The organism is Moritella marina ATCC 15381 (assembly GCF_008931805.1).
In the GTDB taxonomy this organism is placed as follows: domain Bacteria; phylum Pseudomonadota; class Gammaproteobacteria; order Enterobacterales; family Moritellaceae; genus Moritella; species Moritella marina.
On the sequence record NZ_CP044399.1, the window covers coordinates 700,348 to 723,282 of the forward strand.

Here is a 22,935-nt window from a genome sequence, read left to right on the forward strand (position 1 = left end):
GATGCAGCCTTATCAACGTAAGCGCAGACGACCTGTAGCAGAAATTAACGTAGTACCTTATATCGATGTGATGTTGGTGCTATTGATTATCTTTATGGTGACCGCACCGTTAGTCACTCAAGGTGTGCTTGTTGATTTGCCGCAAGCACAAGCTGAGTCATTATCGCAAGACAGTAAACCACCGATTGTCGCCTCTGTTGATAAAGATGGTTTATATTATCTTGATGTTGGCGATGGTGATAAATCACCGATGTCACCAGATGATTTAGCCGTATTGGTTGCTGCGCATTTGAAATTACAGCCTGATACACCCGTTGTCGTTAAAGGCGATGGTTCTGTGGCATACGAGCAAGTGATCCGCTTAATGGTCGTTTTACAGCAAGCGGGAGCACCCTCCGTCGGCCTAATGACAGATCCTGCTGAATAGTATTAATAATCATGAAGTTAAGTTACAAGGTGTTAACTCTTATTGTGTGTAGAGTAGGGTATAAATAAAGATGAAGGATAATCAGTCGAAATACTCTGTTGCGATTATTATTTCGGTCGTTTTACATGTAGTACTGTTAGTGGTGCTAGGACTCAGTGCGACATCGACGCCATTAAAGCAGCAAGCAAAGCCAAAAGTACAAGCGATCCAAGCTGTGGTCGTGAGTGAAAAAGCGATAAAGCAGCATGCAGAACGTATTAAGCGTACAGAACAAGATAAGCGTAAAAAAGAACAACAACGTTTACAGGCTGCTGAAGACCGTATTAAGAAATTGAATGTGGAGCGTCAGCAAAAAGAAGCGGCAATAGTGAAAGCCAAGGAACAGCAAAAAAAGGCCGAACAAGCAGCGAAGCGTGCTGAAACAAAACGAGCTGAAAAAGAAGTTGAACGTAAGCTTGCCGAAGCGGCTGCTGTTAAAGCGGAAAAGCAGCGTTTGAAGAAAGTTGAAGAGCGTAAAAAAGCCGAAGCTGAAACCAAAAAAGCAGAGCAACAACGCGCTAAAAAAGAGTTGGAACGTCAGAAGTCAGAGCAAGCTGCCGCCGCAGCAGAAAGTAAACGTAAAGCAGCGGCAGAGAAAGAACAAAAACGTAAAGCCGCTGTTGCTGCCGAAGAAAAACGTAAAAAAGCTGAGCAAGAACGTCAGCGTCAAGAAGCTGAAAAGAAACGTGTCGCTGAGGAAAAACGAGCTGCAGCAGAAAAAGAGCGCCAGCGTTTAGCTAAAATTGAGCAAGACAGACAAGAGCGTTTGATGCAAGAGCAGATTGAAGCTGAGTTTGCCTCCGAGCTTGATAGTGAGATCCAACAACTCGATGCTGTACGTCAGCAAGAAGTATTGAGTGAAGTGGATAAGTACACTGCACGTATTCAAAGTTCAATTCAACGCAACATGCTCACCAGTGATGCTATGAAAGGGAAATCCTGTGCGCTAAATATTCGCCTGTCTGATTCAGGTTTAGTATTAAGTGCAACCAGTGGTAAAGGTGATAGCATCGTTTGCCGAGCAGGTGTTAACGCAGTCAATAAGGCCGGTAGTCTACCTATGTCTTCGGATCCTGAAGTCGCGAACAAACTTAAAAATATTAATTTGATTTTTAGACCAGAGATTTAATATGAATATAACGAAACGTTTTTTATCTTTCTTTGTCGTATGTCTTATGCAGGTTCAGATCGCGCATGCAGCATTAGAAATTATTATTACCGAAGGTACAAATAGTGCTAGACCTGTCGCTGTCGTCCCATTTAAGTGGCTAGGTGCGCAGCCTCAGCCAAAGAATATGACTGATTTCGCGAGTATTATTGCGGATGATTTACGTAACAGTGGCCGGTTTTCACCATTAGAACGTAATTTGATGCCACAAACACCAGCAACAGAGGGTGCTGTCGATTATGAAGCATGGAAAGAAGCGGGTGTTGAGGCTATCGTTATTGGTACTGTTAAACCGTTAGAAAATGGCCGTTTGCAGATCCATTTTCAGCTCGTTAATGTACTGTCTGGTTTTAAAAACCAAACACCAGAAAAGATTGATGAACAGCTGGTTAAAAATACTGATCATATTAAGTTGAATTTGAAAGGTAATTTTTCGACTCGTCGCCCTCGTCATATTTCACACCGTTTAAGTGATTATATTTTTGAGAATCTGACTGGTACCCGCGGCGCATTTCTTACGCGTATTGCGTATGTAGCGATTAATTATGATGATAAATATCCATTTAAATTATTAATATCTGATTATGATGGTATGAATCAGCACGTATTATTCCGCTCGACAGAGCCTGTTATGTCACCTTCGTGGGATCCTACAGGTAAAAAACTCGCTTATATGAGCATGGAAGATAAAAAGCATGAGATCTGGATTTATGATCTGGTGACGCAAAAGCGTGAGCTGATAGAACCGTATAAGGGCAGTAATATTTTACCGGTATTTTCACCTGACGGTACAAAACTGTCGATGATATTGTCTAAATCAGGTCAGGCTGATGTGTATGTTTATGATTTAAAAACTAAAAAACTCGATAGGCTGACTAAGAATCGCGGTATTGATACAGAAGCAACATGGGCTCCTGATGGTAAGTCGCTGGTCTTTACATCTGAACGTGGTGGTCGTCCGCAAATTTATCAAGTTAATTTAGAAAGTAAGAAAATTAAACGACTTACCTTTGAGGGGAACGCAAACTTAAATCCTTCAATTAGCCCTGATGGCCAGAATTTAGTTATGGTCAGTTTGCAAAAAGGTAAGTATAGTGTAACGAAGCAGGATTTGTCAGATGGATATGTGCAAAAACTGACTGACGGTCGTCTTGATAAATCACCAAGTATTGCACCAAATGGCAGTATGGTGATCTACAGCACGGTTGTTAAGGGAAAACAGGTATTATCGCTAGTCTCAATGGATGGACGTTTTAAGGCAGTATTACCAGCAAGTGATGGAGAAGTAAAAGCACCAGCTTGGTCACCTTTCTTGACATCTAAAAAGAATTAATTATTGATAGGAAAATGAAAATGCAACTAAATAAAATCTTAAAAAGTTTAGTAATTGCGTTACCAATGCTGACATTGGCTGCATGTAGCTCAACAACTGATACAAAGACAAATGACGCAGTTGAAAGCACTGCACAGCAAACAGCAAACGATGCGGCAGATAATGCAGCAACTGAAGCTGGTTCAAATGTTATTGTTGGTAGCGATACTGACGTAAGCATTGACGATGTTGAAAACCTGACAGCTGAAGAAGTTAAAAAACAAGTGATTGACGAATTACGTAAACGTCATGTTGTTTACTTCGGTTTTGATCAACAAGCCGTTACTGCAGAATATGGCGAGCTATTACAAGATCACGCTAACTTCTTAATTGATAACCCTGCTGTTAAAGTACTCATTGAAGGTCATGCTGATGAACGTGGTACGCCAGGTTACAACATCGCGCTAGGCGATCGTCGTGCTGACGCTGTTGTTAAATACCTAAATAATCTAGGTGTTTCTTCAAGCCAAATCTCAACAGTAAGTTATGGTGAAGAGAAACCAGTAAACACTTCTCACACTGATGCTGCATTCGCTCAAAATCGACGTGCAGTACTAGTTTACTAAGGATTAGTCACCTTGATTCGAATTAATACTAAAACGGCCATGATTATGGCCGTTCTTTATAGCGGAATAGGGCATGCTGCACCCGCTACAGTACTTGATGCTACAGTCAGTGCTAATAAGGTCATCACAGCAAAACCAACTCGTTCGGTTGAACAACGTCTAACCCGCATAGAGAATATCCTCCAAGCTCGCACTAGAGCACAATTAGAAACTCAGCAAAGACTTGATCAATTATCGATTGAATTAATGAACTTGCAGGGGGCTATTGAAGAAAGCAATCTAGAGCAGGGTAAAATCACGCAACGTCAACGCGATATTCTTAATGATATTGAGCGTATACGTACCACGCTTGTTGCGAAACCAGTAAAATCTATCGCAACAGATACTGCTATTTTAAACGCGGCTAATCAACCGGTAAATTTGACAGGAAAAGATTCTTATAACTATGCCATTAAGCTAATTAAAAATGAGCGTAAGTATGATGAAGCCATTCCTGCACTACAAAGTTTTATCTCAACGTATCCAGAGTCAGAACTCGCTGCTAATGCACATTATTGGTTAGGCTTGTTATTACGTAAAGATAATAAGAATGATGAAGCTAAAGTTGAATTTGAGAAGATCGTGACTAAATACCCGACATCAAATAAACGTGCAGATTCATTACAGAAACTAGGTCAACTTGCTAAGTTAGCGGGTTCAAATAGTGAAGCTAAACGCTATTTTGAATTAGTGATTAAAGATTATCCGAATGATGCTGTCGCTAAGCTGGCGAAACAAGAATTAGCCGCACTAAAATAATCTGTTGTAGTCGGTAAATTACTTCGCCTTTTGGGTTGTGTTATTTATCGTCGTATTGGTGTTAAACTGAACGGAAGTCAGCATCTTATCACTGAATTGTGATTCTAAGCAGATTTTACTTGCAGAGTTTTCTGAAAAAAGTATTATAGCCGCCATCGAGACAGGGGGTTAACGAAACAAAGTAATTTGCTTGGTTAATTAACATCTTGATTATAGATTGTCGCGGGATGGAGCAGTTTGGTAGCTCGTCGGGCTCATAACCCGAAGGTCGTAGGTTCAAATCCTGCTCCCGCAACCATTTCTATAACCAATTTATTTGGTATTTGTGGGTCCTTAGCTCAGTTGGGAGAGCATCGCCCTTACAAGGCGAGGGTCACTGGTTCAAGCCCAGTAGGACCCACCACATTTAATTACGTATCCGAACGTAAGCTAAATGAAAACATATTGTCGCGGGATGGAGCAGTTTGGTAGCTCGTCGGGCTCATAACCCGAAGGTCGTAGGTTCAAATCCTGCTCCCGCAACCAATATGCTCGCTATGTAAATAGCAAAATTTGTGGGTCCTTAGCTCAGTTGGGAGAGCATCGCCCTTACAAGGCGAGGGTCACTGGTTCAAGCCCAGTAGGACCCACCACAAGTTATTAGGTTTGGTTATCTATTTTATAATGAAATTATAAAACAAGTGACGAGACTTTATAAAGAAAGGTTATGGGGGGCTGTTAGCTCAGTTGGTAGAGCAGTTGACTTTTAATCAATTGGTCGAAGGTTCAAATCCTTCACAGCCCACCACTTTCTTACTATTAGAGAAACAGTGAAAACAAAATTGTCGCGGGATGGAGCAGTTTGGTAGCTCGTCGGGCTCATAACCCGAAGGTCGTAGGTTCAAATCCTGCTCCCGCAACCAGTTTAAACGATAGGCACAACTATCGAGAAAAAATAATGTGGGTCCTTAGCTCAGTTGGGAGAGCATCGCCCTTACAAGGCGAGGGTCACTGGTTCAAGCCCAGTAGGACCCACCACTATTGTGGTGAATGTCTTAGGACATAAGCAATAAGACTTCGGTTAAAGCAACTTTTATCGAAGCAGTTAAAGTAAAGGGCTGTTAGCTCAGTTGGTAGAGCAGTTGACTTTTAATCAATTGGTCGAAGGTTCAAATCCTTCACAGCCCACCACTTTAATTAGTAATGCGAATACAATATTTGGGTCCTTAGCTCAGTTGGGAGAGCATCGCCCTTACAAGGCGAGGGTCACTGGTTCAAGCCCAGTAGGACCCACCATTTATTAAGTCTGGTTATATCTTTTATAAGATAAGTAACGGGATTTAAAAAAAGAATTTGGGGCTGTTAGCTCAGTTGGTAGAGCAGTTGACTTTTAATCAATTGGTCGAAGGTTCAAATCCTTCACAGCCCACCAACTTCTTACTGTTATTTCTTATTTAGAAAAACAGTAAACAATAAATTGTCGCGGGATGGAGCAGTTTGGTAGCTCGTCGGGCTCATAACCCGAAGGTCGTAGGTTCAAATCCTGCTCCCGCAACCAGTTTAAACGATAGCCACAACTATCGCTAAAAAATAATGTGGGTCCTTAGCTCAGTTGGGAGAGCATCGCCCTTACAAGGCGAGGGTCACTGGTTCAAGCCCAGTAGGACCCACCACTTAATTGTGGTGTTACGTTTAAGACGTAAAACTATAAAAGAAAGAGTATGGGGGCTGTTAGCTCAGTTGGTAGAGCAGTTGACTTTTAATCAATTGGTCGAAGGTTCAAATCCTTCACAGCCCACCACTTTCTTACTGTTATTTCTTACTATTAGAGATACAGTGTAACAGCATTGTCGCGGGATGGAGCAGTTTGGTAGCTCGTCGGGCTCATAACCCGAAGGTCGTAGGTTCAAATCCTGCTCCCGCAACCAGTTTATACGATAGATAAAACTATCGCTAAAAATAATGTGGGTCCTTAGCTCAGTTGGGAGAGCATCGCCCTTACAAGGCGAGGGTCACTGGTTCAAGCCCAGTAGGACCCACCACTTATATTGTTATTATACAAAGGTATAGTGATAGTAAATTGTGGTGATTACATCATAAGACGTAAACACCAACCTCAGTTAAGAGGCAATAAAAATAAAGGGCTGTTAGCTCAGTTGGTAGAGCAGTTGACTTTTAATCAATTGGTCGAAGGTTCAAATCCTTCACAGCCCACCAATTATCTTGTTAAGATAAACAAAAAAGCCTCGCTAATAGCGAGGCTTTTTTGTTTATGCTGAAAAAAGTTCACGCTAAGTTACGTTTTCGTGACAATGCCATGTATAATACGCGAAGATTAATTTTTTGAGCACTGAGTAATTAGCTATGATCCCTAATGTAGTAGAAATGGAATACCCATTCCCGCAAAAACCAGTTCCGTTATCAGCACAAGAAAAACTGGATTATAAAGCACGTATTAAACAGCTTTTAAAAGAAAAAGATGCTGTATTAATTGCCCACTATTATACTGATCCTGAGATCCAAGCACTTGCAGAAGAGACTGGCGGTTGTGTCGCTGACTCTTTAGAAATGGCTCGCTTTGGTAATAACCACCCAGCTAAAACACTTATTATTGCTGGTGTTCGCTTCATGGGTGAAACAGCTAAGATCTTAGCACCTAGTAAACGTATTATTATGCCTGCACTAGATGCAACTTGTTCATTGGATCTCGGTTGTCCTGTGAAAGAGTTTTCAGCATTCTGTGACGCGCACCCTGACCATACAGTTGTCGTTTATGCGAATACATCAGCCGCTGTTAAAGCGCGTGCTGACTGGGTGGTCACATCAAGTATTGCACTGGATGTTGTTGATCATCTTGATAGTGAAGGTAAGAAATTAATTTGGGGGCCAGATCGTCATTTGGGAGCCTGGATTGAAAAGCAAACTGGCGCGAAAATGGTTCGTTGGCAGGGCGCTTGTATTGTACATGATGAATTTAAAGCGTCGGCATTAAAACGTCTAAAAGCAGAAAATCCAGAAGCGGCGGTTCTTGTTCATCCTGAATCTCCAGCTGATGTTATTGACCTGGCTGATGCGGTAGGCTCTACTAGTCAACTGATTAAAGCGGCGAAAGAATTACCACAACAAAAACTGATTGTGGCAACGGATAAAGGTATCTTCTTTAAGATGCAACAAGCCTGTCCGGAAAAAGAAATGATTGCAGCACCAACCGGTGGTAACGGCGCAAGTTGTCGTAGCTGTGCTATGTGCCCTTGGATGGGCATGAACGGCCTTAAAGCGATTGAAGAATCGTTAGTTAATGATGATGGTCATGAAGTCTTTGTTGATGAAGATATTCGTGTTAAAGCGCTTATTCCATTAGAGCGTATGTTAAACTTTAACGTATCAAACTAAGCGTTTAATACGTTAAAATAAAAAACCTGAATGCATTTGCTTCAGGTTTTTTATGCCTATAACTGTACTGTATCTATAGCAGTATTATATCTACAGTAATATTATAAATCGGTCACACTTATTTTACCTGCCAACTTAGTGATCGTTGCTTGTCCTATGCCTTTGACACTCGCTAAATCTTCAGTTGTGATAAATTCACCATTGTGGTCACGCCACTGTATTATCTTTGCGGCTTTATAAGCACCAATCCCGGGCAGTGCTGTAAGCTGTGACTCATTGGCGGTATTGATATTTAATGGCATGAGTAGGGGGCTTGCGGATACCGTTGAATGGCTAAGATCAAATACAGTTGTTTCAGTTTTGCTATCAACCTCTTGGTTTATAGATGTGAGTGAGGGCATGAAAGCTTCCTCTGCATTGGCTGATGACAATAATAGTAAAGGGGCTGCAACAGCAATATAGAGTGCGATACGATTCATTTTCTTAAGCATTTATAATTTTCCTATATGATAATAACGAATGTGCTTACAGAATCAAACTGTAGTCATCATGCGCTTTATTTGTTGTCAACAATGCCCTCGCTGTGCGAGTTGTCACATCTTTGAATAAGGAATTATATGCATGCTCAAATTTGCGGTGTGAGGAAAGTATTAGGCATTCTAAGGGCGTTATAAGGAGGGGTATTTGAAGAAGTACTGCACTGAATGAACCAATCGTTGTTCGATAAAATGCAGTACTCAGATAGCGAATAGCCAGTTATCTGTCTGTGTTATTTATTATCACTGTTTTCTTTTGGCATGTAGCGATAAAGGTAGACTACCGTTAATATTGTAAAGGCTAACATGATACCCAGCACGCCAAATACTTTAAAATCAACCCATAGCTCTTCTGACATGTTGAAAGCAATGTAATGGTTCAGGCCGGCAAGCGCCAGGAAGAATATCGCCCATGCAGCATTGACGCGTGCCCAGACAAATTCAGGTAGCACCATTTCTTTACCGAGCATTTTCTTTAGTAGGTTTTGCTTAAAGCCATACTGGCTAACCAATAATACAATTGAAAATAGGCAATAAATAACGGTTACTTTCCATTTAATGAAGCTGGAATCCTGAGTAAATAAGGTGATACCACCAAATACCGTCACCATCGCAAATGTGATTAATTGCATTTTTTCAACTTTGCGATATTTAAACCAGCTAAAGAGTAACGTACATGCTGTTACTGCGATGAGTGCTGCAGTTGCAGAATAAATATCGTACATTTTATAAATAACGAAAAAGACGATCAGGGGAATAAATTCATTAAATTGTTTCATAAAATTTTGTGCTCACGGCTAATGATGAAAGTTAGTCTATCATGAAAATTGCAGATATAAAAAAACAGCCTCATGGTGAGGCTGTTTTTACATAACTTTAAATTTTTTACATCGTGACTATTTATGTCGTCACTTTTTTATTAGGCTGTCGCTACAGCCGGTTTTTGATTTGACGTCTCTTCTTGACTCACAACTTGGCCTTCTGCGCCGTGCATCCAGTAAATTAGTTTACGTGCCGATGCAAATAGGATGAGTGATGAAATCACTGCAGCAATTGCAATACCACCAAAGATAGCCATTGGACCAGCTTCACCAATCTGCGAACCAATCATACCTGCCACTTTATTTGCAATTGCGTTAAAGCCAAACCAAGCGCCCATCATCAGTGATGCTAAGCGTAGGGGCGCTAATTTAGTGATCATAGATAGGCCGATTGGAGAAAGACATAATTCACCCATAGTATGGAAGAAATAGGCACCCACTAACCAGTACATGCTTGTCTTAACCGTTAAATCACCACCTTGCTCTAGTGTCGCAAAGATCATGAATACAAAACCAATTGCTAGCATCATCAGCGCCATTGCAAATTTAACTGGTGATGTCGGTTCTTTAGGACCCATTTTAACCCAGATCATACTCACGATTGGCGCACAGGTAATAATGAAGAACGGGTTTAATGATTGGAACCAAGCAACTGGCACTTCAAAACCACCAATCATACGGTCAGTATAATCATTTGCGTACAGGTTCATCAAACCACCGGCTTGTTCAAAGCCTGCCCAGAAGATGATAACGAATAGACCTAAGATTAAGATAACTTTAAGGCGATCAACTTCAATTGCAGTTAACGTTTGTTTCTTACCATTGTTTGCAGCAAGTTCTTTTTTCGCTGCTGCTTCAATGCCAATATTACCTAAGTATTTATTCGCAAATAGTTTCTGTAATACAACACTCAGTACCATGGCGATACCAGACATTAAGAAACCGTATTTGTAATCACCAGTGTAAACAACAACAGCACCAACCATAATACCAGACAAGAATGCGCCTAAGTTAATACCCATATAGAAGATAGTAAATGCGCCATCACGACGGTTATCACCTTCTTCGTATAAATCACCAACCATAGTTGAGATGTTTGGCTTAAACATACCGTTACCAGCAATGATAAATGCAAGACCTAAATAAAGGCCTGCTGTAGGGCTAAGCGATAAGGCTTCAATGGGTGCAAATAATAAGAATTGACCCAGTGCCATTAATACACCACCAATGATCACACTTCGACGTTGACCTAGGAAGTTATCTGCTAACCAGCCACCGATAAGTGGGGTGATGTAAACTAAGCCTGTATAAGTACCGTAAAGAGAAAGGGCGTCAGCTTGGCTCCAGCCTAAACCTGCCATACCAGCTTGATAGTTCGGATCGGTTAATAGTGCAGCAGCTTGTTGGTCTTGTGTAACCGAGACTAGAAAAAGAACAAGAATTGCACGCATGCCGTAATAGCTAAAGCGTTCCATCATTTCTGTACTGAACAAAAGGAATAACCCTTTTGGGTGACCCATAAATGTATCTGAATTATTAGGATTCATAATATCGCCTGTTTTGTATTTTTGTATTTGTTTTTTATATTTGTAGTTTTATGCTGACAATTTATCGTTTATCAGTCTATTAATTCTTTTATATCCCTTTTGGCAGGCGGTCACAAGGGGAAATCTTGATTGTAGGAGCTGAGTCACCCTAATTTGAGTTTTTGTTCTATATATGTCTGGCAATTGTCATTTTGGTGTTAAGTATGTGTTATTTTTATTGTTCTTTATGGTTAGGCTGTGCGCACTTTACACAAAATTACTTTTAGGCTTTAATTTCTTTAATTATTACGTAAACTTATAAGAGTGATAATGATTAGGATAATCAAGTCAAAATGGCGGATGTAAAAAAAGAATGGTACTTGTTGTACTGCAAAGGGAAAGAGGAGCTTAGAGCTCTTACAAATCTTGAAAATCAAGGGATTGACAGTTTTTTTCCAACGATGAAAATCGAGAAAAAAGTGCGCAACAAACTCACGTGTCAAAACGTTGTCATTTTTCCTAACTACTTATTTGTCGAAATAGATAAACGGACGGCCAATTTTAATAGCATACGTTCTACGCGTGGTGTGATTGATTTTGTGAAGTGTGGTGCTAATTATACTAAAGTGCCAACAGCCTTGGTGGCTGAGTTGAAAGCCAAGCAATTATGCCGAGATAAAGCTGTCAATGCCGTCATCGCATATGACGAAGGCGAGGCAGTGATCATTCAGGATGGTCCTTTTAAAGGCATTGAGGCTATTTATCAGTGTAAAGATGGGCTAGAGCGCTCTGTACTACTGATAAATTTGATCCATAATGTGACGACACTGTGTATCGCTAACACAGAGATTAAAAGTAAATCAAAGTGTAAACAGTCCTAGATTACTCCTTCGCTTATCTGTTGCATAAGGGAACAGATAAGCTTTCTTCTACTGTAGCTTCTTCCCCCCCTTGGGCATTACCAGCAAGCTGCAGGTAAACGGGTTAGGTTATGATCTAAACTCAATTCTTGGCATTCACTATCATGACGTTGATTATCTCGTGCTGTTGCCGCCACTTTGTAGCCGTTGCTTTCATTGAGTTGTAAGCTGTATTGATATTTGTTGCTGCTGAGATCAATGGCCAAATGGTTTAACTCAACATATTGTTGATGACGGCTATAGTGGTCTGTTTGCAATAAGCTGATGGTGGTTAACTTAATTTTAGCTTGATCACGATATGTGCTTAATAGAGTCTGTTGGTAATTTGGTAGTCTAACACCAATCAAAATACTCATGATCGCAAGTGTGGTAAGTAATTCAATGAGTGTAAACCCTGATGAAATCAATTGTTTCTGCATCTTCTTTCCTGTTGTTATTTCATTGGCTAGAGTCTAGGTAAGATGTCATTCATTGGTGATGTTTTAGACGATGTTGTGACAGTGATAAGGTTTAAGCTGAAGTTAATAGGGCTGGAACAAGGCTAACTGACCTGCGTTCGCATTTAGTTGTTGTGTCTGACGGCATTTTGTTAGATCATTGTTCACTATTTTATGAAAAATTTACTGTTTGAGGTAAGGAATGAGTCAGGCCGAAGTACGCCCAACGAACTTTATTCGTCAGATTATTGATGAAGATTTAAATTCCGGCAAACACACTAATGTGCATACGCGTTTTCCGCCAGAGCCGAATGGCTTTTTGCATATTGGTCATGCCAAATCTATTTGTTTGAATTTTGGTATTGCTGACGATTACCAGGGACAGTGTAATCTACGTTTTGATGATACGAACCCAGAAAAAGAAGACATTGATTACGTTCATGCGATCCAAGAAGACGTGAAGTGGTTAGGGTTTAATTGGGATGGCGACGTTCGTTATTCATCAAACTATTTCGATAAGTTATTCGAGTATGCGGTTGAATTGATCCAAGCGGGCAAAGCCTATGTTTGTTTCTTAAATGCAGAAGAAACACGTGAATATCGTGGCACGCTGAATAAGCCGGGTAAAAATAGCCCATTCCGTGAAACGAGCATCGAAGAAAACCTCGCGTTATTTAACAAAATGCGTGATGCTGGTTTTGCCGATGGTGAATGTTGTTTACGTGCTAAAATTGACATGACGTCATCGTTCATGTGTATGCGTGATCCTGTGCTTTACCGTATTAAACGTGCTCACCATCACCAGACTGGCGACAAATGGTGCATTTACCCAATGTACGATTTCACCCACTGTATTTCTGATGCGATAGAAGGTATTTCACACTCTATCTGTACGCTAGAATTCCAAGACAACCGTCGTGTTTACGATTGGGTATTAGATAATATCTCAATTGATTGCCGCCCACGTCAATACGAATTCTCTCGTTTGAATATCGAATTCACGATGATGTCTAAGCGTAAGTTGAATGCATTAGTAACAGAAAATCACGTTAGTGGTTGGGATGATCCGCGTATGCCAACAATTGCTGGTTTACGTCGCCGTGGTTATACAGCTGCGTCAATCCGCGAATTCTGTAAGCGTATTGGTGTTACTAAGCAGATCAACACAATTGAAATGGGCATGTTAGAAGCGTGTATCCGTGAAGATTTAGAGAACTCAGCACCACGTGCAATGGCAGTACTTGATCCGATTAAATTAGTGATTACTAACTATCCTGAAGATCAAACAGAGCAATTAATTGCACCAGCTCACCCTAAATTAGACATGGGTAACCGTACACTGCCATTTGGCCGTGAATTATTTATTGATCGTGCGGATTTCCGTGAAGAAGCGAACAAGAAATACAAACGTTTAGTATTAGGTAAAGAAGTACGTTTACGTAATGCTTATATCGTTAGAGCTGACGACGTTGTTAAAGATGACGAAGGTAACATCACTGAAATTCACTGTACTTACGACGATGAAACATTGGGTAAAAACCCAAGTGATGGTCGTAAAGCAAAAGGTGTTATTCATTGGGTATCTGCGACAGGTTCTGTTGATGCAGAAGTACGTGTTTATGACCGTCTATTTAAAATAGAAGATCCTGCAAGTGTGGAAACATTAGAAGAAGCACTGAATGAAGAATCATTAGTTGTGATTAAAACAGCTAAAGTTGAACCAGGTCTTGTGACAGCGCAAGCTGAAAGCGCATACCAGTTTGAACGTGAAGGTTACTTCTGCGCAGATAAAGATTCAACAGCGGATAAACTCGTGTTTAACCGTACTGTATCTTTACGCGGCTAAGTACGAAACACCAAGAAATTTATTTCTTGGTGTTATTTAACGTTCTTGGCGTTATCTAACATGAAAAAATGTATAAAAAAAGGAGCTGATTGGCTCCTTTTTATTTATCTGTAGTTTAAAGTACAACTATTTATGGTTACACTTGCCATCTAATGAGCGACCATACAGGTATAAACTGTGGGCTTGTAATGACATTCCATTCTCAGCTGCAATATCACGTTGACGATCTTCGATCAAGTCATCATGAAATTCAATTACGTGGCCACAATCAAGGCATACTAGGTGATCGTGGTGATCTTGAGTTGCCAATTCAAACACCGATTTACCGCCTTCGAAGTAATGGCGTGTCACAATACCCGCATCATCAAATTGGTTAAGTACTCGATATACTGTTGCTAGACCAATTTCTTCGCCTTTACTAAGCAATTGTTTGTATAAGTCTTCGGCACTAGTATGTTGACTGCTAGGGAGTTGTAATAATTCTAAAATTTTAATTCTTGGCAGCGTTATTTTTAACCCTGCTTTTTTTAATGCGCTTTTTCTATCAGTCATAACGTACTCATTTTAAAATAGAGAAGAGTATTTTTTCTTTATATTCTTAGTCATTATATGACGAGACGCAAAAACAATAAACCTCATATTTGTTAAAGCGGGATTTAAATGCATAAATTTAAGTGTTAATCTGCAATTAGTTTAGTCTGGTATGACCAGGGCGTGTGTAATGAGGGTGAAATGCAACAATTTTTTAAATATTCTAAAGTTATTCAAACGGGTCTTAATCTATGGCCGCCTTTTCGTGGGGCGGGTATTCGTATTGATGCGTTATCAGCGGATTATTTACGTTGTAAAGTATCACTAAAGTTTCGTTGGTGGAACAAGAATGCTAACCGTACTCAATATGGCGGTAGTATGTTTTCGATGACAGATCCTATTTATCCGTTAATGTTCATGGGCATTCTGGGGAAAGAGTATGTGGTTTGGGATAAGGCTGCTGAAATTGAATATATAGCCCCTGGTAAAAAACGTTTGTTGGCTGAGTTTGAACTGAGCCCTCAGCAGATCGCCGAGATTGTTGAAGCAACAAAAACAGGGCAGAAAATATTCCCTCAATTTGAGGTGTTAATTAAAGATACCAAGGGGACGAAAGTCGCAAAAATTAAGCGTACGCTCTATATTCGTAAAAAAGAGCAGTATTGTGTTCCGCAAGATGCAGTCGCTACGGCTTAAGGTGAAGATAGAAAGAAGAATAGGAAAATAGCAGTAAAAGAGACGACGTCAGGAACGTTTTCTTCTTTTTACTGCTTGTTACTTTTCTTATTCGCTAACCAAGCGACTCAAGCATGTAGATTGCCTACCTTGAAGCCGTTTGGTTATGAACTAAAAGATTAGTCTTCTAGTTCAGCAAGGCACATTTCGCTGTGGATCTGTTTTACCCAAGCTTCAACACGTTCTGCAGTTAATTCAGGTTGGCGATCTTCATCGATACCTAAACCAACGAAGTGATTGTCATCTGTTAATGCTTTCGATGCTTCGAAATCATAACCTTCAGTTGGCCATTCACCGATTAATGTCCCACCTTTTGCTTCAACAACGTCACGTAGTGTGCCCATTGCATCAAGGAAATACTCAGCGTAATCTTCTTGGTCACCGCAACCGAAGATTGCAACGAGCTTATCAGAAAAATCGATTTCTTCTAGTGATGGCATGAAATCATCCCAATCACATTGAGATTCGCCATAATACCAAGTCGGAATACCTAAAATTAATAGGCTGAACTCGTTAATATCTGCAGTTGTTGATTTTGCAATGTCTTTAACATCAACAAGCTGTTTACCCAGTTGTTTCTGGATCATCTTAGCAACTACTTCAGTGTTACCAGTGTCACTACCAAAAAATAAGCCTACGCTAGCCATTCTTAAATTATCCTAATATTTTGAATTTAAACTTATCTTGCTACATGAGTCTGCAATAATTGTTGTATATATTCACTGCGAGTCATATTAGCACTTTTTGCTTGCAAATTTAACATATCAAATAAGTCTTGTTCGACTTTTAATTCAATACGTTTTAATCCATTAGCCTTATCACGGCTCAATTGATTACGTTTACTGTGTCTCAACTGCTCTTTACGTGAGAGTGGGCTAGTTTTAGGTCTACCAGCACGCTTCTCTTCTGCAAAAAGGTCAATCGTGGTTCTATCTAAACTTTCCTTTGCCACGTTATTTTCGCCATTGCAGTTATAGTATTAGTAATTAAATCTGAGTTTCCCAGACAGTGATCAATATTTCTTTAAACACAAAACCAGCCATACCAAAGCAGAGTACAAACCAAACGGCGATACGTCCAAATTTAGGCACGTTACCTTTTTTAAGCACATCTTGAATTGCCATGCCGATTAAGAAAAACAGAGCGACAAAAAATAGCTTAATGCCTACCGCTTCAATTAAGTCAATGTATTCATACAACATATCAATTTTCACCTAGAGTACATGACAGTATTTACTAAGAGTACGAGTGAGCGAATATATCACAATGTGGCTAATGACTAAATAAAAAGTCGACTATTATTTTATTAAATATCACTGGTTTTTCGGCGTGTAGCCAGTGCCCTGTGCCTTGTACTAGCTTTGCCTTGGCGTGGGGGAAGTATTGCGCAATGGCAGATTTATGCGCACTGGTTATATAGTCTGAGTTCATGCCTTTGATAAATAGTACTGGTTTATCATACTGTTTATTTGTCTCTGGCCAGTCAGAAATGGCATCGTACTGTGCAATGATGGTGTCTAATGCATAGTAAAAGCCATATTGACCTTGGGTATTTTTGTATAACCCTTTGAGTAGGAATTGCTGTACTCCCGCTTCTTCAACATGTTCCGCCAGTTTAGCTTGTGCATCACTGCGTGTTGTTATATCGGCAAGTGGGATGTTTTTGAGACCAGCAAAAACATTATCATGTCGGGGCGGGTAATTAACAGGGGCAATATCGGCAACCGCTAAACTACTTACGCGGGTTGGAAAGTTAAGCGCGGTACGCATCGCGATCTTACCGCCCATCGAATGACCGACAATGTGCGCTTGCTCGATCGTTAAATGATCCATTAACTGAATAATATCATTTGCCATATCATCATAATGCATACTATCATGACGCATAGATAAGCCATGGTTTCTGACATCAACAGCAATGACTTGATAATCAGTTTTTAGTTGTTTAATAAGCATGCCTAAGTTAGTCGCACTGCCAAATAAACCATGGATAACGATCACAGGAACACCCTGACCGTATATTTTGTGATTAAGTAACATATATCTCTCCGTTATTGTGGCTGATTCTACCGCAATAATTAGGTCAATGTCGTGTATGAATTGTCGACAAATGCACCATAGAGGTAATATTTTGCTTATAAGCATAGAGAGAAATCTATTCACAAGGTATAATTAAACCAAATTTATAAGCAAGGATTCACTAGTTAAATATGAAAACGATTGAGCTTGAAGACGACCTATATCGTTATATTGCTAGTCAAACGAAAGATATTGGCGAAAGTGCATCAGATATTTTACGTCGCTTACTTGATGTATCAGCAAATGTTTCTGCAGATTTAACGAATGTTGAAGAATCGCAGCCGCATGCAGTGGACACCAACAGTGAGACTAAGCAAACGGTAACTAAATCACCGGTAGTTGTAGAAGAAGAACCTACGCCTGTATCTGCACCTATTGTGGTAGAAACAGCTGTAGAGGTTGTTAGCCATTCTACATTGCCAGCCAGTATCGCTAAGCTTATTAAAAATAAGAAATTTAAAGAAACAACTGTTTCGGTTACTAAGTTTATCCAGATTTTATCTGTGTTGTATGCTGAAAACCCGAAAGAGTTTGATAGTGCGACTGATATTAAAGGTCGTAAACGTATTTACTTTGCAAAATCTGAAAGTGAATTGTTAAGCGCAGGTAGCACGACTAAACCGCGCCACATCGAAAACACACCATATTGGGTTATCACTAATACCAATACGGGGCGCAAACGTAATATAATTACGCAGCTAATGGCTGAAATGGGCTATACCCATGCGCTAATTGATGCTGTAAGTCAATCTATCTAATTACAGCCTACTGGCAAGGTATTTAAAATGTGCTTAAGCGTTATGCTGACATTATTTAAAGTACCTTGTCTGTTTCCTTCAGAATCCCAATTCCGATTTCAATTTAAAGTATGATCGACCTCCTCCAACTACAGCGTGCTAGTACACAAAAAAGTCGCACGACGCTTATTTTTTTAGCCACCTTTTTGGTGGTGGTTAGTTTTATTTCTCTAGCGTCTGGTAATTTTAGTATTGCTATCGATGACATAGTGAATGGCCTATCACCTTTACAACAACAAGTGCTGTTTGAATTACGTCTTCCCCGCATTGTGACGGCTATTTTAGTGGGTGCTGCTTTAGCTGTTGCTGGGTGTATCTTGCAGGTATTACTGGCTAATTCGCTGGCTGAGCCTGGGGTGATTGGCATTTCATCGTTTGCGAGCTTGTTTGCGGTATTATCAATTGTGCTACTTGATTCGCTATTGCCACAGTGGGCTGGGCTGCAGCAGTATATCTTGCCATTGTCGGCTTTTGTTGGTGCTAGCCTAGTTACCGGTCTGTTGTATCAAGTGACTAAAAATAATTTACCAACCACCAAAATATTGCTATTAGGTGTGGCGATTGGCATTTTCTCGGGTGCTATTATGACTTGGTTACTGTATTTTTCAGATGACAGTAGCATGCGTCAAATGTTGTATTGGATGATGGGTAATTTAGCCTACGGAGCAGATCTCATTTATATCGCGGTGATACCACTTGTTTTAAGTTTTTTGTGGATCATGCGCCGTATTGATGCGTTGAATCTTTTACAGTTTGGTGAACAAGGCGCTTTTCAATCTGGTATTGATGTACCGAAGTTACGTATTCAACTTATCTTATGCGTCGCGGTTCTCACGGGAATATCAGTATCAATGGCGGGGGTTATTAGTTTCATCGGTCTTGTTATCCCGCATATCCTGCGCATATTGGTGACCAGTCAGTTGCGCTTTTTAGTGCCTGCATCGGCATTACTTGGGGCGAGTTTTTTATTATTAGCGGATTTGATCGCCCGCAGTGCATTTGCAACTGCTGAGCTACCAGTCGGTGCAATCACCGCTAGCCTTGGCGCGCCATTCTTTATCTATCTGTTATTACGCAAGCAAGATATCTAAAGCTCGGGAAGATTCTATGAATTCATCTGAAATAATAAAGTTAATCGCGATTAATTATCAGCAACGTTTACATGATATCAATATCTCAGTAGATGAAGGCAGCTGTCTATTTTTATTAGGACCTAACGGGAGTGGTAAAAGCACGCTGTTATCACTACTTGCTGGGCACTCACCAGCTTGCCAAGGTGCATATTCCTTGGCTGGTCGTCGCGTTGCGGATTATCCCATTTCAGAACTTGCACTGCAACGAGCATGGTTACCACAAGCCTCGCCACCGCCGTTTGCAATTCCTGTGTATCAGTTCATTGCACTTGGTTTACATCCGCTAGGCATCAACTTAGAGGATGAGCAGGCTTGTCTGGTGATCAATCAGCTATTAACGCGCTTGGATATAGCCAAGCTAGTCACGCGCAATTGTGACCAATTATCTGGTGGTGAATGGCAACGTGTTTTGATCGCGCGTACAGTAGTGCAGGTATCGCCAAAATTGAATCCGCAATCTGTATTGTGCTTGTTAGATGAACCATTAACTGGGCTTGATTTGAAGCATCAAATTGAAGTACTACAGATACTCAAAGAGTTTTCACTGCAAGGTATTACGGTTATCGCATCTATCCACGATCTTAACCTTGCACTTAATCATGCATCGGAAGTGTTATTATTAAATTCAGGACGGGTTGTTGGGCAAGGTGACGCCAATGACGTATTAACAGTCGGTACCATCAAACAAGTCTATGATGTTGATACTGAGTTGTTGGCTGTGAATGGACGTCAATTCATTGTATCAGCGGCGCTGTCTCGCTCAGTTTAGTGCGCTTTAGTGGGGCTTAATTCGGTTTAATTCGGTTTAGTTCGGAAATAAAAGAGGAGTCCTCTGTGCAACTACGTAATACACCTGTCGATGAAATTGAATTTTTAGGTCATCAAGTTTATGTGAAGCGTGATGACTTATTGGACGTGGCTTTTACAGGTAATAAAGCCAGAAAATTTTATCATTTCTTACAGCAAGATCTATCCCAAATCGATATACTCGTTGGACATGGTTCTGCTCAAGCCAACTCTTTGTATTCTTTAGCCGTATTAGCAAAGTTAAAACAATGCCAGTTACATTATTATGTTGACCATCTGCCGCAGTACCTTGTTGATAACCCACAAGGGAATTATCGCGCTGCATTAGAATATGGTGCACAGATCATCGTTGTTGATTCAGCGTTGGCTGTGATAGAACACATAGAGCAGCAAGTTTTACCTGAATTAATGCAGCAAGGGCAACGCGCAGTGTTTATTCCTGAAGGTGGTCGCTGTCAGTATGCTGAAATGGGCTTAAAAATACTCGCAGATGAAATAATCACTTGGGCCAAATCAAAATCATACGCGGATATTCGCGTTGTACTGCCAGCAGGTACGGGCACCACAGCTCTGTTTTTGCAAAAACATTTACCCTTTGAAGTACAAGCGTGTGCGTGTGTTGGTGGCGATGATTATTTAACACAGCAATTTTTTGCATTATGTGTTGATGAATCCTTGCATCCTACTATTATGACGGCAGACAAAAAGTATCATTTTGGTAAACTTTATCTGCCGTTTTATCATATTTGGGCAAAGTTAAAACAATCCACGAATATTGAATTTGATTTACTCTATGACCCATTAGCGTGGTTATGTTTACAGCGTGAGTTTATGCGCGCTAATGAGAATTCTACCGCAGGGCTTGAAAGTCGCGATAATCGCCCCATTCTTTATATACACCAAGGTGGATTGCAGGGTAATGAAACCATGTTACCGCGCTATTTACGCAAATTATCATTTGTAAAATAAAATGGACATTATCTGGTACCCAGGTAGGTGATATTTTCAAACCTGACCAGTGAGTGCTTATCAGTATGAAAGATAAGTAATACTGACTTTTACTATTTATACTTGGTATTTATTATTGTGCAGCGTACAATCCGCTGCTGCTTTATTATAAACATTATTTGGAACTGCAAACGGCGGTTTCTTGAGAGAAGATTATGACATTTAAAATCCATGATAAGCAAACTGCTGAAGCAGTTGAGAAATCACCTGAAGCACGTTTTAACTATTTCATCTTTCGTGCTGTAAAGTCTGAAGAAGTATGGACATTAGCGGACGAAAACGGTTTTGTTGTTAGCGAAGTGGAAGGCGAAAGAAGCATTCCAGTTTGGCCACATGCTGAGTTTGCAAGTGAGTGGATCCAAGGCGATTGGGCTGCGTGTCAACCGCTTAAAATCGAAATGGGTGCTTGGCGTAACAATTGGTTACCAGGTCTTGCTGCAGATGGCGTTGTTATCTCAGTATTTCCAAAAGCAGGTCAAGAAGTCGTTGTTGTTGATAGTGAAGAGCTTATCGCTTCATTTAAAGATGAATACGACGCGCAAAAATAGTATTGATACTCTCGTACTATTAAATAATACCAAGCAAACCGCTTTACCCATTTTAGTTCGCATAAAGGACATTATTTAGATGAAATTATTCGTCAAAGATCTTACTGTTATTGATTCTTCAGTATTGGATTATTCACGTGGCATTATTGGCCAAAGTTGGTTAGTGGATATCGTTCTGCATGGTGACTTAAATGAGCAAAGCATGATCCTTGATTTCGGTATTGTGAAAAAACTGATTAAGTCGACAGTGGATGAGTTAGTGGACCACAAGTTGATTGTGCCTGCACATGCCAAATTTTGTGATGTAATGAGTGATGGTGCTTTTACGTATGTTGATGCTTGGCGTGAACACGGTGAATCAATTCATTTGGCTTGCCCTGATCAAGCATTTGCATTGATCCCAACAGAACAAATCACCCTCGCTAGTTTAGAAACATATTTGACTGAGCAATTAATGCTACGCCTACCAAATAATGTTAAACAACTAGACGTTAAATTACGTGAAGAAAAAATTGATGGTGCGGAGTATTGCTACAGTCATGGCTTACGTAAACATTTAGGTAATTGCCAGCGTATTGCGCACGGTCATCGTTCAACGATCGAAATTTTACGTAACGACGAGCGTGATAGCGCACTTGAGCTAAGCTGGGCAGAGCGTTGGAAAGATATCTATCTTGCTGAGCATTGCGATATGGTATCAGGGTCTGAGTTATCATTATCTCGCGCTGGTATGGCGGCATTAACGCCTGAACATTATTGCTTTAAATACCAAGCGCCACAAGGTGAGTTCCAGTTGGCGATTGGTAAGTCAATTGTTGAGATCATGCCAACTGAAACAACAGTTGAAAACATTGCTCAGTATATTGCTGATACCTTAGCGAAAGACTGCTCTGATGCCTTGACTGTATTTGCTTACGAAGGTGTTGGTAAAGGTGCTATTGCTTCTGCTTAATGATACTTAGCCGCTACTTTATTCACTGTTAAAGCTAAATAATAAGCCCGTTAACCACTACACTCATATTGTAGCGGGTAGCGGGCTTTTTTGTTATTATCAAAAGACTTAATTTTATAATGGAGCTAAAAATGGCTGAAGAAACGATTTTTCGCAAGATCATTAATAAAGAGATCCCCGCTGATATTCTTTACCAAGACGAGTTAGTGACGGCATTCCGAGATATTAGTCCAAAGGCACCTACGCATGTATTAATTATCCCTAATAAGCTGATCCCGACGAGTAATGACGTATGCGAAGCAGATGAATTGGCACTAGGGCGTTTATTCACCGTCGCGCGTAAAATTGCAGAACAAGAGGGTATAGCTGAAAATGGTTACCGTCTTATTGTTAACTGCAACAAACACGGCGGCCAAGAAGTTTATCACTTACACATGCACTTGGTTGGTGGTGAACAGCTTGGCACGATGGTTACGGTAAAATAGATGCGTTAAAATAGTAGTAGCTATAGAATAAA

25 protein-coding genes and 16 tRNA genes are annotated in these 22,935 nt (G+C 40.3%); 32 read left to right on the plus strand and 9 right to left on the minus strand.

The window, feature by feature from the left end:
- Position 1 precedes the first annotated feature (1 nt).
- The 22 genes from tolR to nadA all read left to right on the plus strand — a co-directional run bounded on the left by tolR (position 2) and on the right by nadA (position 7,742).
- On the plus strand, positions 2-427 hold the full coding sequence (tolR, locus tag FR932_RS03105) for a protein TolR (RefSeq protein WP_019443092.1): 426 nt from the start codon (positions 2-4) through the stop codon (positions 425-427).
- A gap of 70 nt (positions 428-497) precedes the next feature.
- Positions 498-1,595, plus strand: coding sequence for a cell envelope integrity protein TolA (gene tolA / locus FR932_RS03110; protein WP_019443093.1), 1,098 nt, complete (start codon positions 498-500; stop codon positions 1,593-1,595).
- Between the two features lies 1 nt (position 1,596).
- A complete protein-coding gene (gene tolB, locus FR932_RS03115) occupies positions 1,597-2,967 on the plus strand; it encodes a Tol-Pal system beta propeller repeat protein TolB (protein ID WP_019443094.1) in 1,371 nt (456 codons plus the stop codon).
- 20 nt (positions 2,968-2,987) lie between these two features.
- Entirely contained in the window at positions 2,988-3,572 is a 585-nt protein-coding gene (pal, locus tag FR932_RS03120; RefSeq protein WP_019443095.1) for a peptidoglycan-associated lipoprotein Pal, read from the plus strand.
- A 12-nt stretch (positions 3,573-3,584) separates the two neighbouring features.
- Positions 3,585-4,370 carry a tol-pal system protein YbgF gene (ybgF, locus tag FR932_RS03125; RefSeq protein ID WP_019628955.1) on the plus strand — a complete coding sequence of 262 codons (786 nt, stop codon included), beginning with the start codon at positions 3,585-3,587 and terminating at the stop codon, positions 4,368-4,370.
- 221 nt (positions 4,371-4,591) lie between these two features.
- Positions 4,592-4,668, plus strand: a tRNA-Met gene (locus FR932_RS03130).
- Between the two features lie 29 nt (positions 4,669-4,697).
- Positions 4,698-4,773: transfer RNA gene (locus FR932_RS03135), tRNA-Val, on the plus strand.
- Between the two features lie 45 nt (positions 4,774-4,818).
- Positions 4,819-4,895, plus strand: a tRNA-Met gene (locus tag FR932_RS03140).
- 31 nt (positions 4,896-4,926) lie between these two features.
- A tRNA-Val gene (locus FR932_RS03145) sits at positions 4,927-5,002 on the plus strand.
- A gap of 79 nt (positions 5,003-5,081) precedes the next feature.
- Positions 5,082-5,157: transfer RNA gene (locus tag FR932_RS03150), tRNA-Lys, on the plus strand.
- 38 nt (positions 5,158-5,195) lie between these two features.
- Positions 5,196-5,272: transfer RNA gene (locus FR932_RS03155), tRNA-Met, on the plus strand.
- 39 nt (positions 5,273-5,311) lie between these two features.
- A tRNA-Val gene (locus FR932_RS03160) sits at positions 5,312-5,387 on the plus strand.
- Positions 5,388-5,464: 77 nt separating this feature from the next.
- Positions 5,465-5,540, plus strand: a tRNA-Lys gene (locus FR932_RS03165).
- A gap of 29 nt (positions 5,541-5,569) precedes the next feature.
- Positions 5,570-5,645, plus strand: a tRNA-Val gene (locus FR932_RS03170).
- 60 nt (positions 5,646-5,705) lie between these two features.
- Positions 5,706-5,781 (plus strand) — tRNA-Lys (locus FR932_RS03175).
- A 49-nt stretch (positions 5,782-5,830) separates the two neighbouring features.
- Positions 5,831-5,907 (plus strand) — tRNA-Met (locus tag FR932_RS03180).
- Positions 5,908-5,946: 39 nt separating this feature from the next.
- A tRNA-Val gene (locus FR932_RS03185) sits at positions 5,947-6,022 on the plus strand.
- Between the two features lie 52 nt (positions 6,023-6,074).
- Positions 6,075-6,150: transfer RNA gene (locus FR932_RS03190), tRNA-Lys, on the plus strand.
- A 50-nt stretch (positions 6,151-6,200) separates the two neighbouring features.
- A tRNA-Met gene (locus tag FR932_RS03195) sits at positions 6,201-6,277 on the plus strand.
- 38 nt (positions 6,278-6,315) lie between these two features.
- Positions 6,316-6,391, plus strand: a tRNA-Val gene (locus FR932_RS03200).
- A 99-nt stretch (positions 6,392-6,490) separates the two neighbouring features.
- Positions 6,491-6,566: transfer RNA gene (locus tag FR932_RS03205), tRNA-Lys, on the plus strand.
- 168 nt (positions 6,567-6,734) lie between these two features.
- Positions 6,735-7,742, plus strand: coding sequence for a quinolinate synthase NadA (gene nadA / locus FR932_RS03210; RefSeq protein WP_019628933.1), 1,008 nt, complete (start codon positions 6,735-6,737; stop codon positions 7,740-7,742).
- 101 nt (positions 7,743-7,843) lie between these two features.
- On the opposite strand, the gene FR932_RS03215 is transcribed toward nadA, so the two are convergent.
- The 3 genes from FR932_RS03215 to FR932_RS03225 all read right to left on the minus strand — a co-directional run bounded on the left by FR932_RS03215 (position 7,844) and on the right by FR932_RS03225 (position 10,646).
- Complete coding sequence (locus FR932_RS03215) at positions 7,844-8,233, minus strand: ComEA family DNA-binding protein (protein WP_019440958.1); 390 nt, start codon at positions 8,231-8,233, stop codon at positions 7,844-7,846.
- Between the two features lie 278 nt (positions 8,234-8,511).
- Complete coding sequence (locus tag FR932_RS03220) at positions 8,512-9,057, minus strand: septation protein A (RefSeq protein WP_019440959.1); 546 nt, start codon at positions 9,055-9,057, stop codon at positions 8,512-8,514.
- 140 nt (positions 9,058-9,197) lie between these two features.
- The gene (locus FR932_RS03225) at positions 9,198-10,646 is read right to left on the minus strand and encodes a peptide MFS transporter (RefSeq protein ID WP_019440960.1); all 1,449 of its coding nucleotides are present in this window, start codon (positions 10,644-10,646) and stop codon (positions 9,198-9,200) included.
- 332 nt (positions 10,647-10,978) lie between these two features.
- On the opposite strand from FR932_RS03225, the gene rfaH reads away from it, so the two are divergent.
- Positions 10,979-11,506 carry a transcription/translation regulatory transformer protein RfaH gene (gene rfaH, locus FR932_RS03230; RefSeq protein ID WP_019440961.1) on the plus strand — a complete coding sequence of 176 codons (528 nt, stop codon included), beginning with the start codon at positions 10,979-10,981 and terminating at the stop codon, positions 11,504-11,506.
- A gap of 77 nt (positions 11,507-11,583) precedes the next feature.
- Here rfaH and FR932_RS03235 read toward each other — a convergent pair whose 3' ends face one another.
- Positions 11,584-11,964, minus strand: a complete 381-nt coding sequence (locus tag FR932_RS03235; RefSeq protein ID WP_019440962.1) for a type IV pilin protein — start codon at positions 11,962-11,964, stop codon at positions 11,584-11,586.
- 220 nt (positions 11,965-12,184) lie between these two features.
- Here FR932_RS03235 and glnS point away from each other — a divergent pair, with 220 nt between their 5' ends.
- Positions 12,185-13,828 (plus strand): glutamine--tRNA ligase, encoded by a 1,644-nt coding sequence (gene glnS, locus FR932_RS03240; protein WP_019440963.1) that lies wholly within the window; start codon positions 12,185-12,187, stop codon positions 13,826-13,828.
- Positions 13,829-13,954: 126 nt separating this feature from the next.
- Here the strand turns inward: glnS and fur are convergent, their stop codons facing one another.
- The gene (gene fur, locus FR932_RS03245) at positions 13,955-14,380 is read right to left on the minus strand and encodes a ferric iron uptake transcriptional regulator (protein ID WP_019440964.1); all 426 of its coding nucleotides are present in this window, start codon (positions 14,378-14,380) and stop codon (positions 13,955-13,957) included.
- 180 nt (positions 14,381-14,560) lie between these two features.
- On the opposite strand from fur, the gene FR932_RS03250 reads away from it, so the two are divergent.
- On the plus strand, positions 14,561-15,055 hold the full coding sequence (locus FR932_RS03250; protein WP_019440965.1) for a DUF4442 domain-containing protein: 495 nt from the start codon (positions 14,561-14,563) through the stop codon (positions 15,053-15,055).
- Positions 15,056-15,213: 158 nt separating this feature from the next.
- On the opposite strand, the gene fldA is transcribed toward FR932_RS03250, so the two are convergent.
- From fldA to FR932_RS03270, 4 genes are all read right to left on the minus strand, one after another.
- Positions 15,214-15,741 (minus strand): flavodoxin FldA, encoded by a 528-nt coding sequence (gene fldA / locus FR932_RS03255; protein ID WP_019440966.1) that lies wholly within the window; start codon positions 15,739-15,741, stop codon positions 15,214-15,216.
- A 32-nt stretch (positions 15,742-15,773) separates the two neighbouring features.
- A complete protein-coding gene (gene ybfE, locus FR932_RS03260) occupies positions 15,774-16,046 on the minus strand; it encodes a LexA regulated protein (RefSeq protein ID WP_019440967.1) in 273 nt (90 codons plus the stop codon).
- A gap of 34 nt (positions 16,047-16,080) precedes the next feature.
- On the minus strand, positions 16,081-16,296 hold the full coding sequence (locus FR932_RS03265; protein WP_019440968.1) for a DUF2788 domain-containing protein: 216 nt from the start codon (positions 16,294-16,296) through the stop codon (positions 16,081-16,083).
- Between the two features lie 70 nt (positions 16,297-16,366).
- Complete coding sequence (locus FR932_RS03270; RefSeq protein ID WP_019440969.1) at positions 16,367-17,134, minus strand: alpha/beta fold hydrolase; 768 nt, start codon at positions 17,132-17,134, stop codon at positions 16,367-16,369.
- Between the two features lie 170 nt (positions 17,135-17,304).
- Between FR932_RS03270 and seqA the strand changes: the two genes are divergently transcribed.
- From seqA to hinT, 7 genes are all read left to right on the plus strand, one after another.
- A complete protein-coding gene (seqA, locus tag FR932_RS03275; RefSeq protein WP_019440970.1) occupies positions 17,305-17,931 on the plus strand; it encodes a replication initiation negative regulator SeqA in 627 nt (208 codons plus the stop codon).
- A 110-nt stretch (positions 17,932-18,041) separates the two neighbouring features.
- The gene (btuC, locus tag FR932_RS03280; protein WP_019440971.1) at positions 18,042-19,061 is read left to right on the plus strand and encodes a vitamin B12 ABC transporter permease BtuC; all 1,020 of its coding nucleotides are present in this window, start codon (positions 18,042-18,044) and stop codon (positions 19,059-19,061) included.
- A gap of 16 nt (positions 19,062-19,077) precedes the next feature.
- Positions 19,078-19,872 carry an ABC transporter ATP-binding protein gene (locus FR932_RS03285; RefSeq protein ID WP_019440972.1) on the plus strand — a complete coding sequence of 265 codons (795 nt, stop codon included), beginning with the start codon at positions 19,078-19,080 and terminating at the stop codon, positions 19,870-19,872.
- 65 nt (positions 19,873-19,937) lie between these two features.
- Complete coding sequence (locus FR932_RS03290) at positions 19,938-20,879, plus strand: pyridoxal-phosphate dependent enzyme (protein ID WP_019440973.1); 942 nt, start codon at positions 19,938-19,940, stop codon at positions 20,877-20,879.
- Positions 20,880-21,073: 194 nt separating this feature from the next.
- Positions 21,074-21,466, plus strand: a complete 393-nt coding sequence (locus FR932_RS03295) for a DUF2750 domain-containing protein (RefSeq protein ID WP_019440974.1) — start codon at positions 21,074-21,076, stop codon at positions 21,464-21,466.
- 79 nt (positions 21,467-21,545) lie between these two features.
- On the plus strand, positions 21,546-22,418 hold the full coding sequence (locus FR932_RS03300; RefSeq protein WP_019440975.1) for a 6-carboxytetrahydropterin synthase: 873 nt from the start codon (positions 21,546-21,548) through the stop codon (positions 22,416-22,418).
- Positions 22,419-22,549: 131 nt separating this feature from the next.
- The gene (hinT, locus tag FR932_RS03305; RefSeq protein WP_019440976.1) at positions 22,550-22,903 is read left to right on the plus strand and encodes a purine nucleoside phosphoramidase; all 354 of its coding nucleotides are present in this window, start codon (positions 22,550-22,552) and stop codon (positions 22,901-22,903) included.
- Positions 22,904-22,935 lie beyond the last annotated feature (32 nt).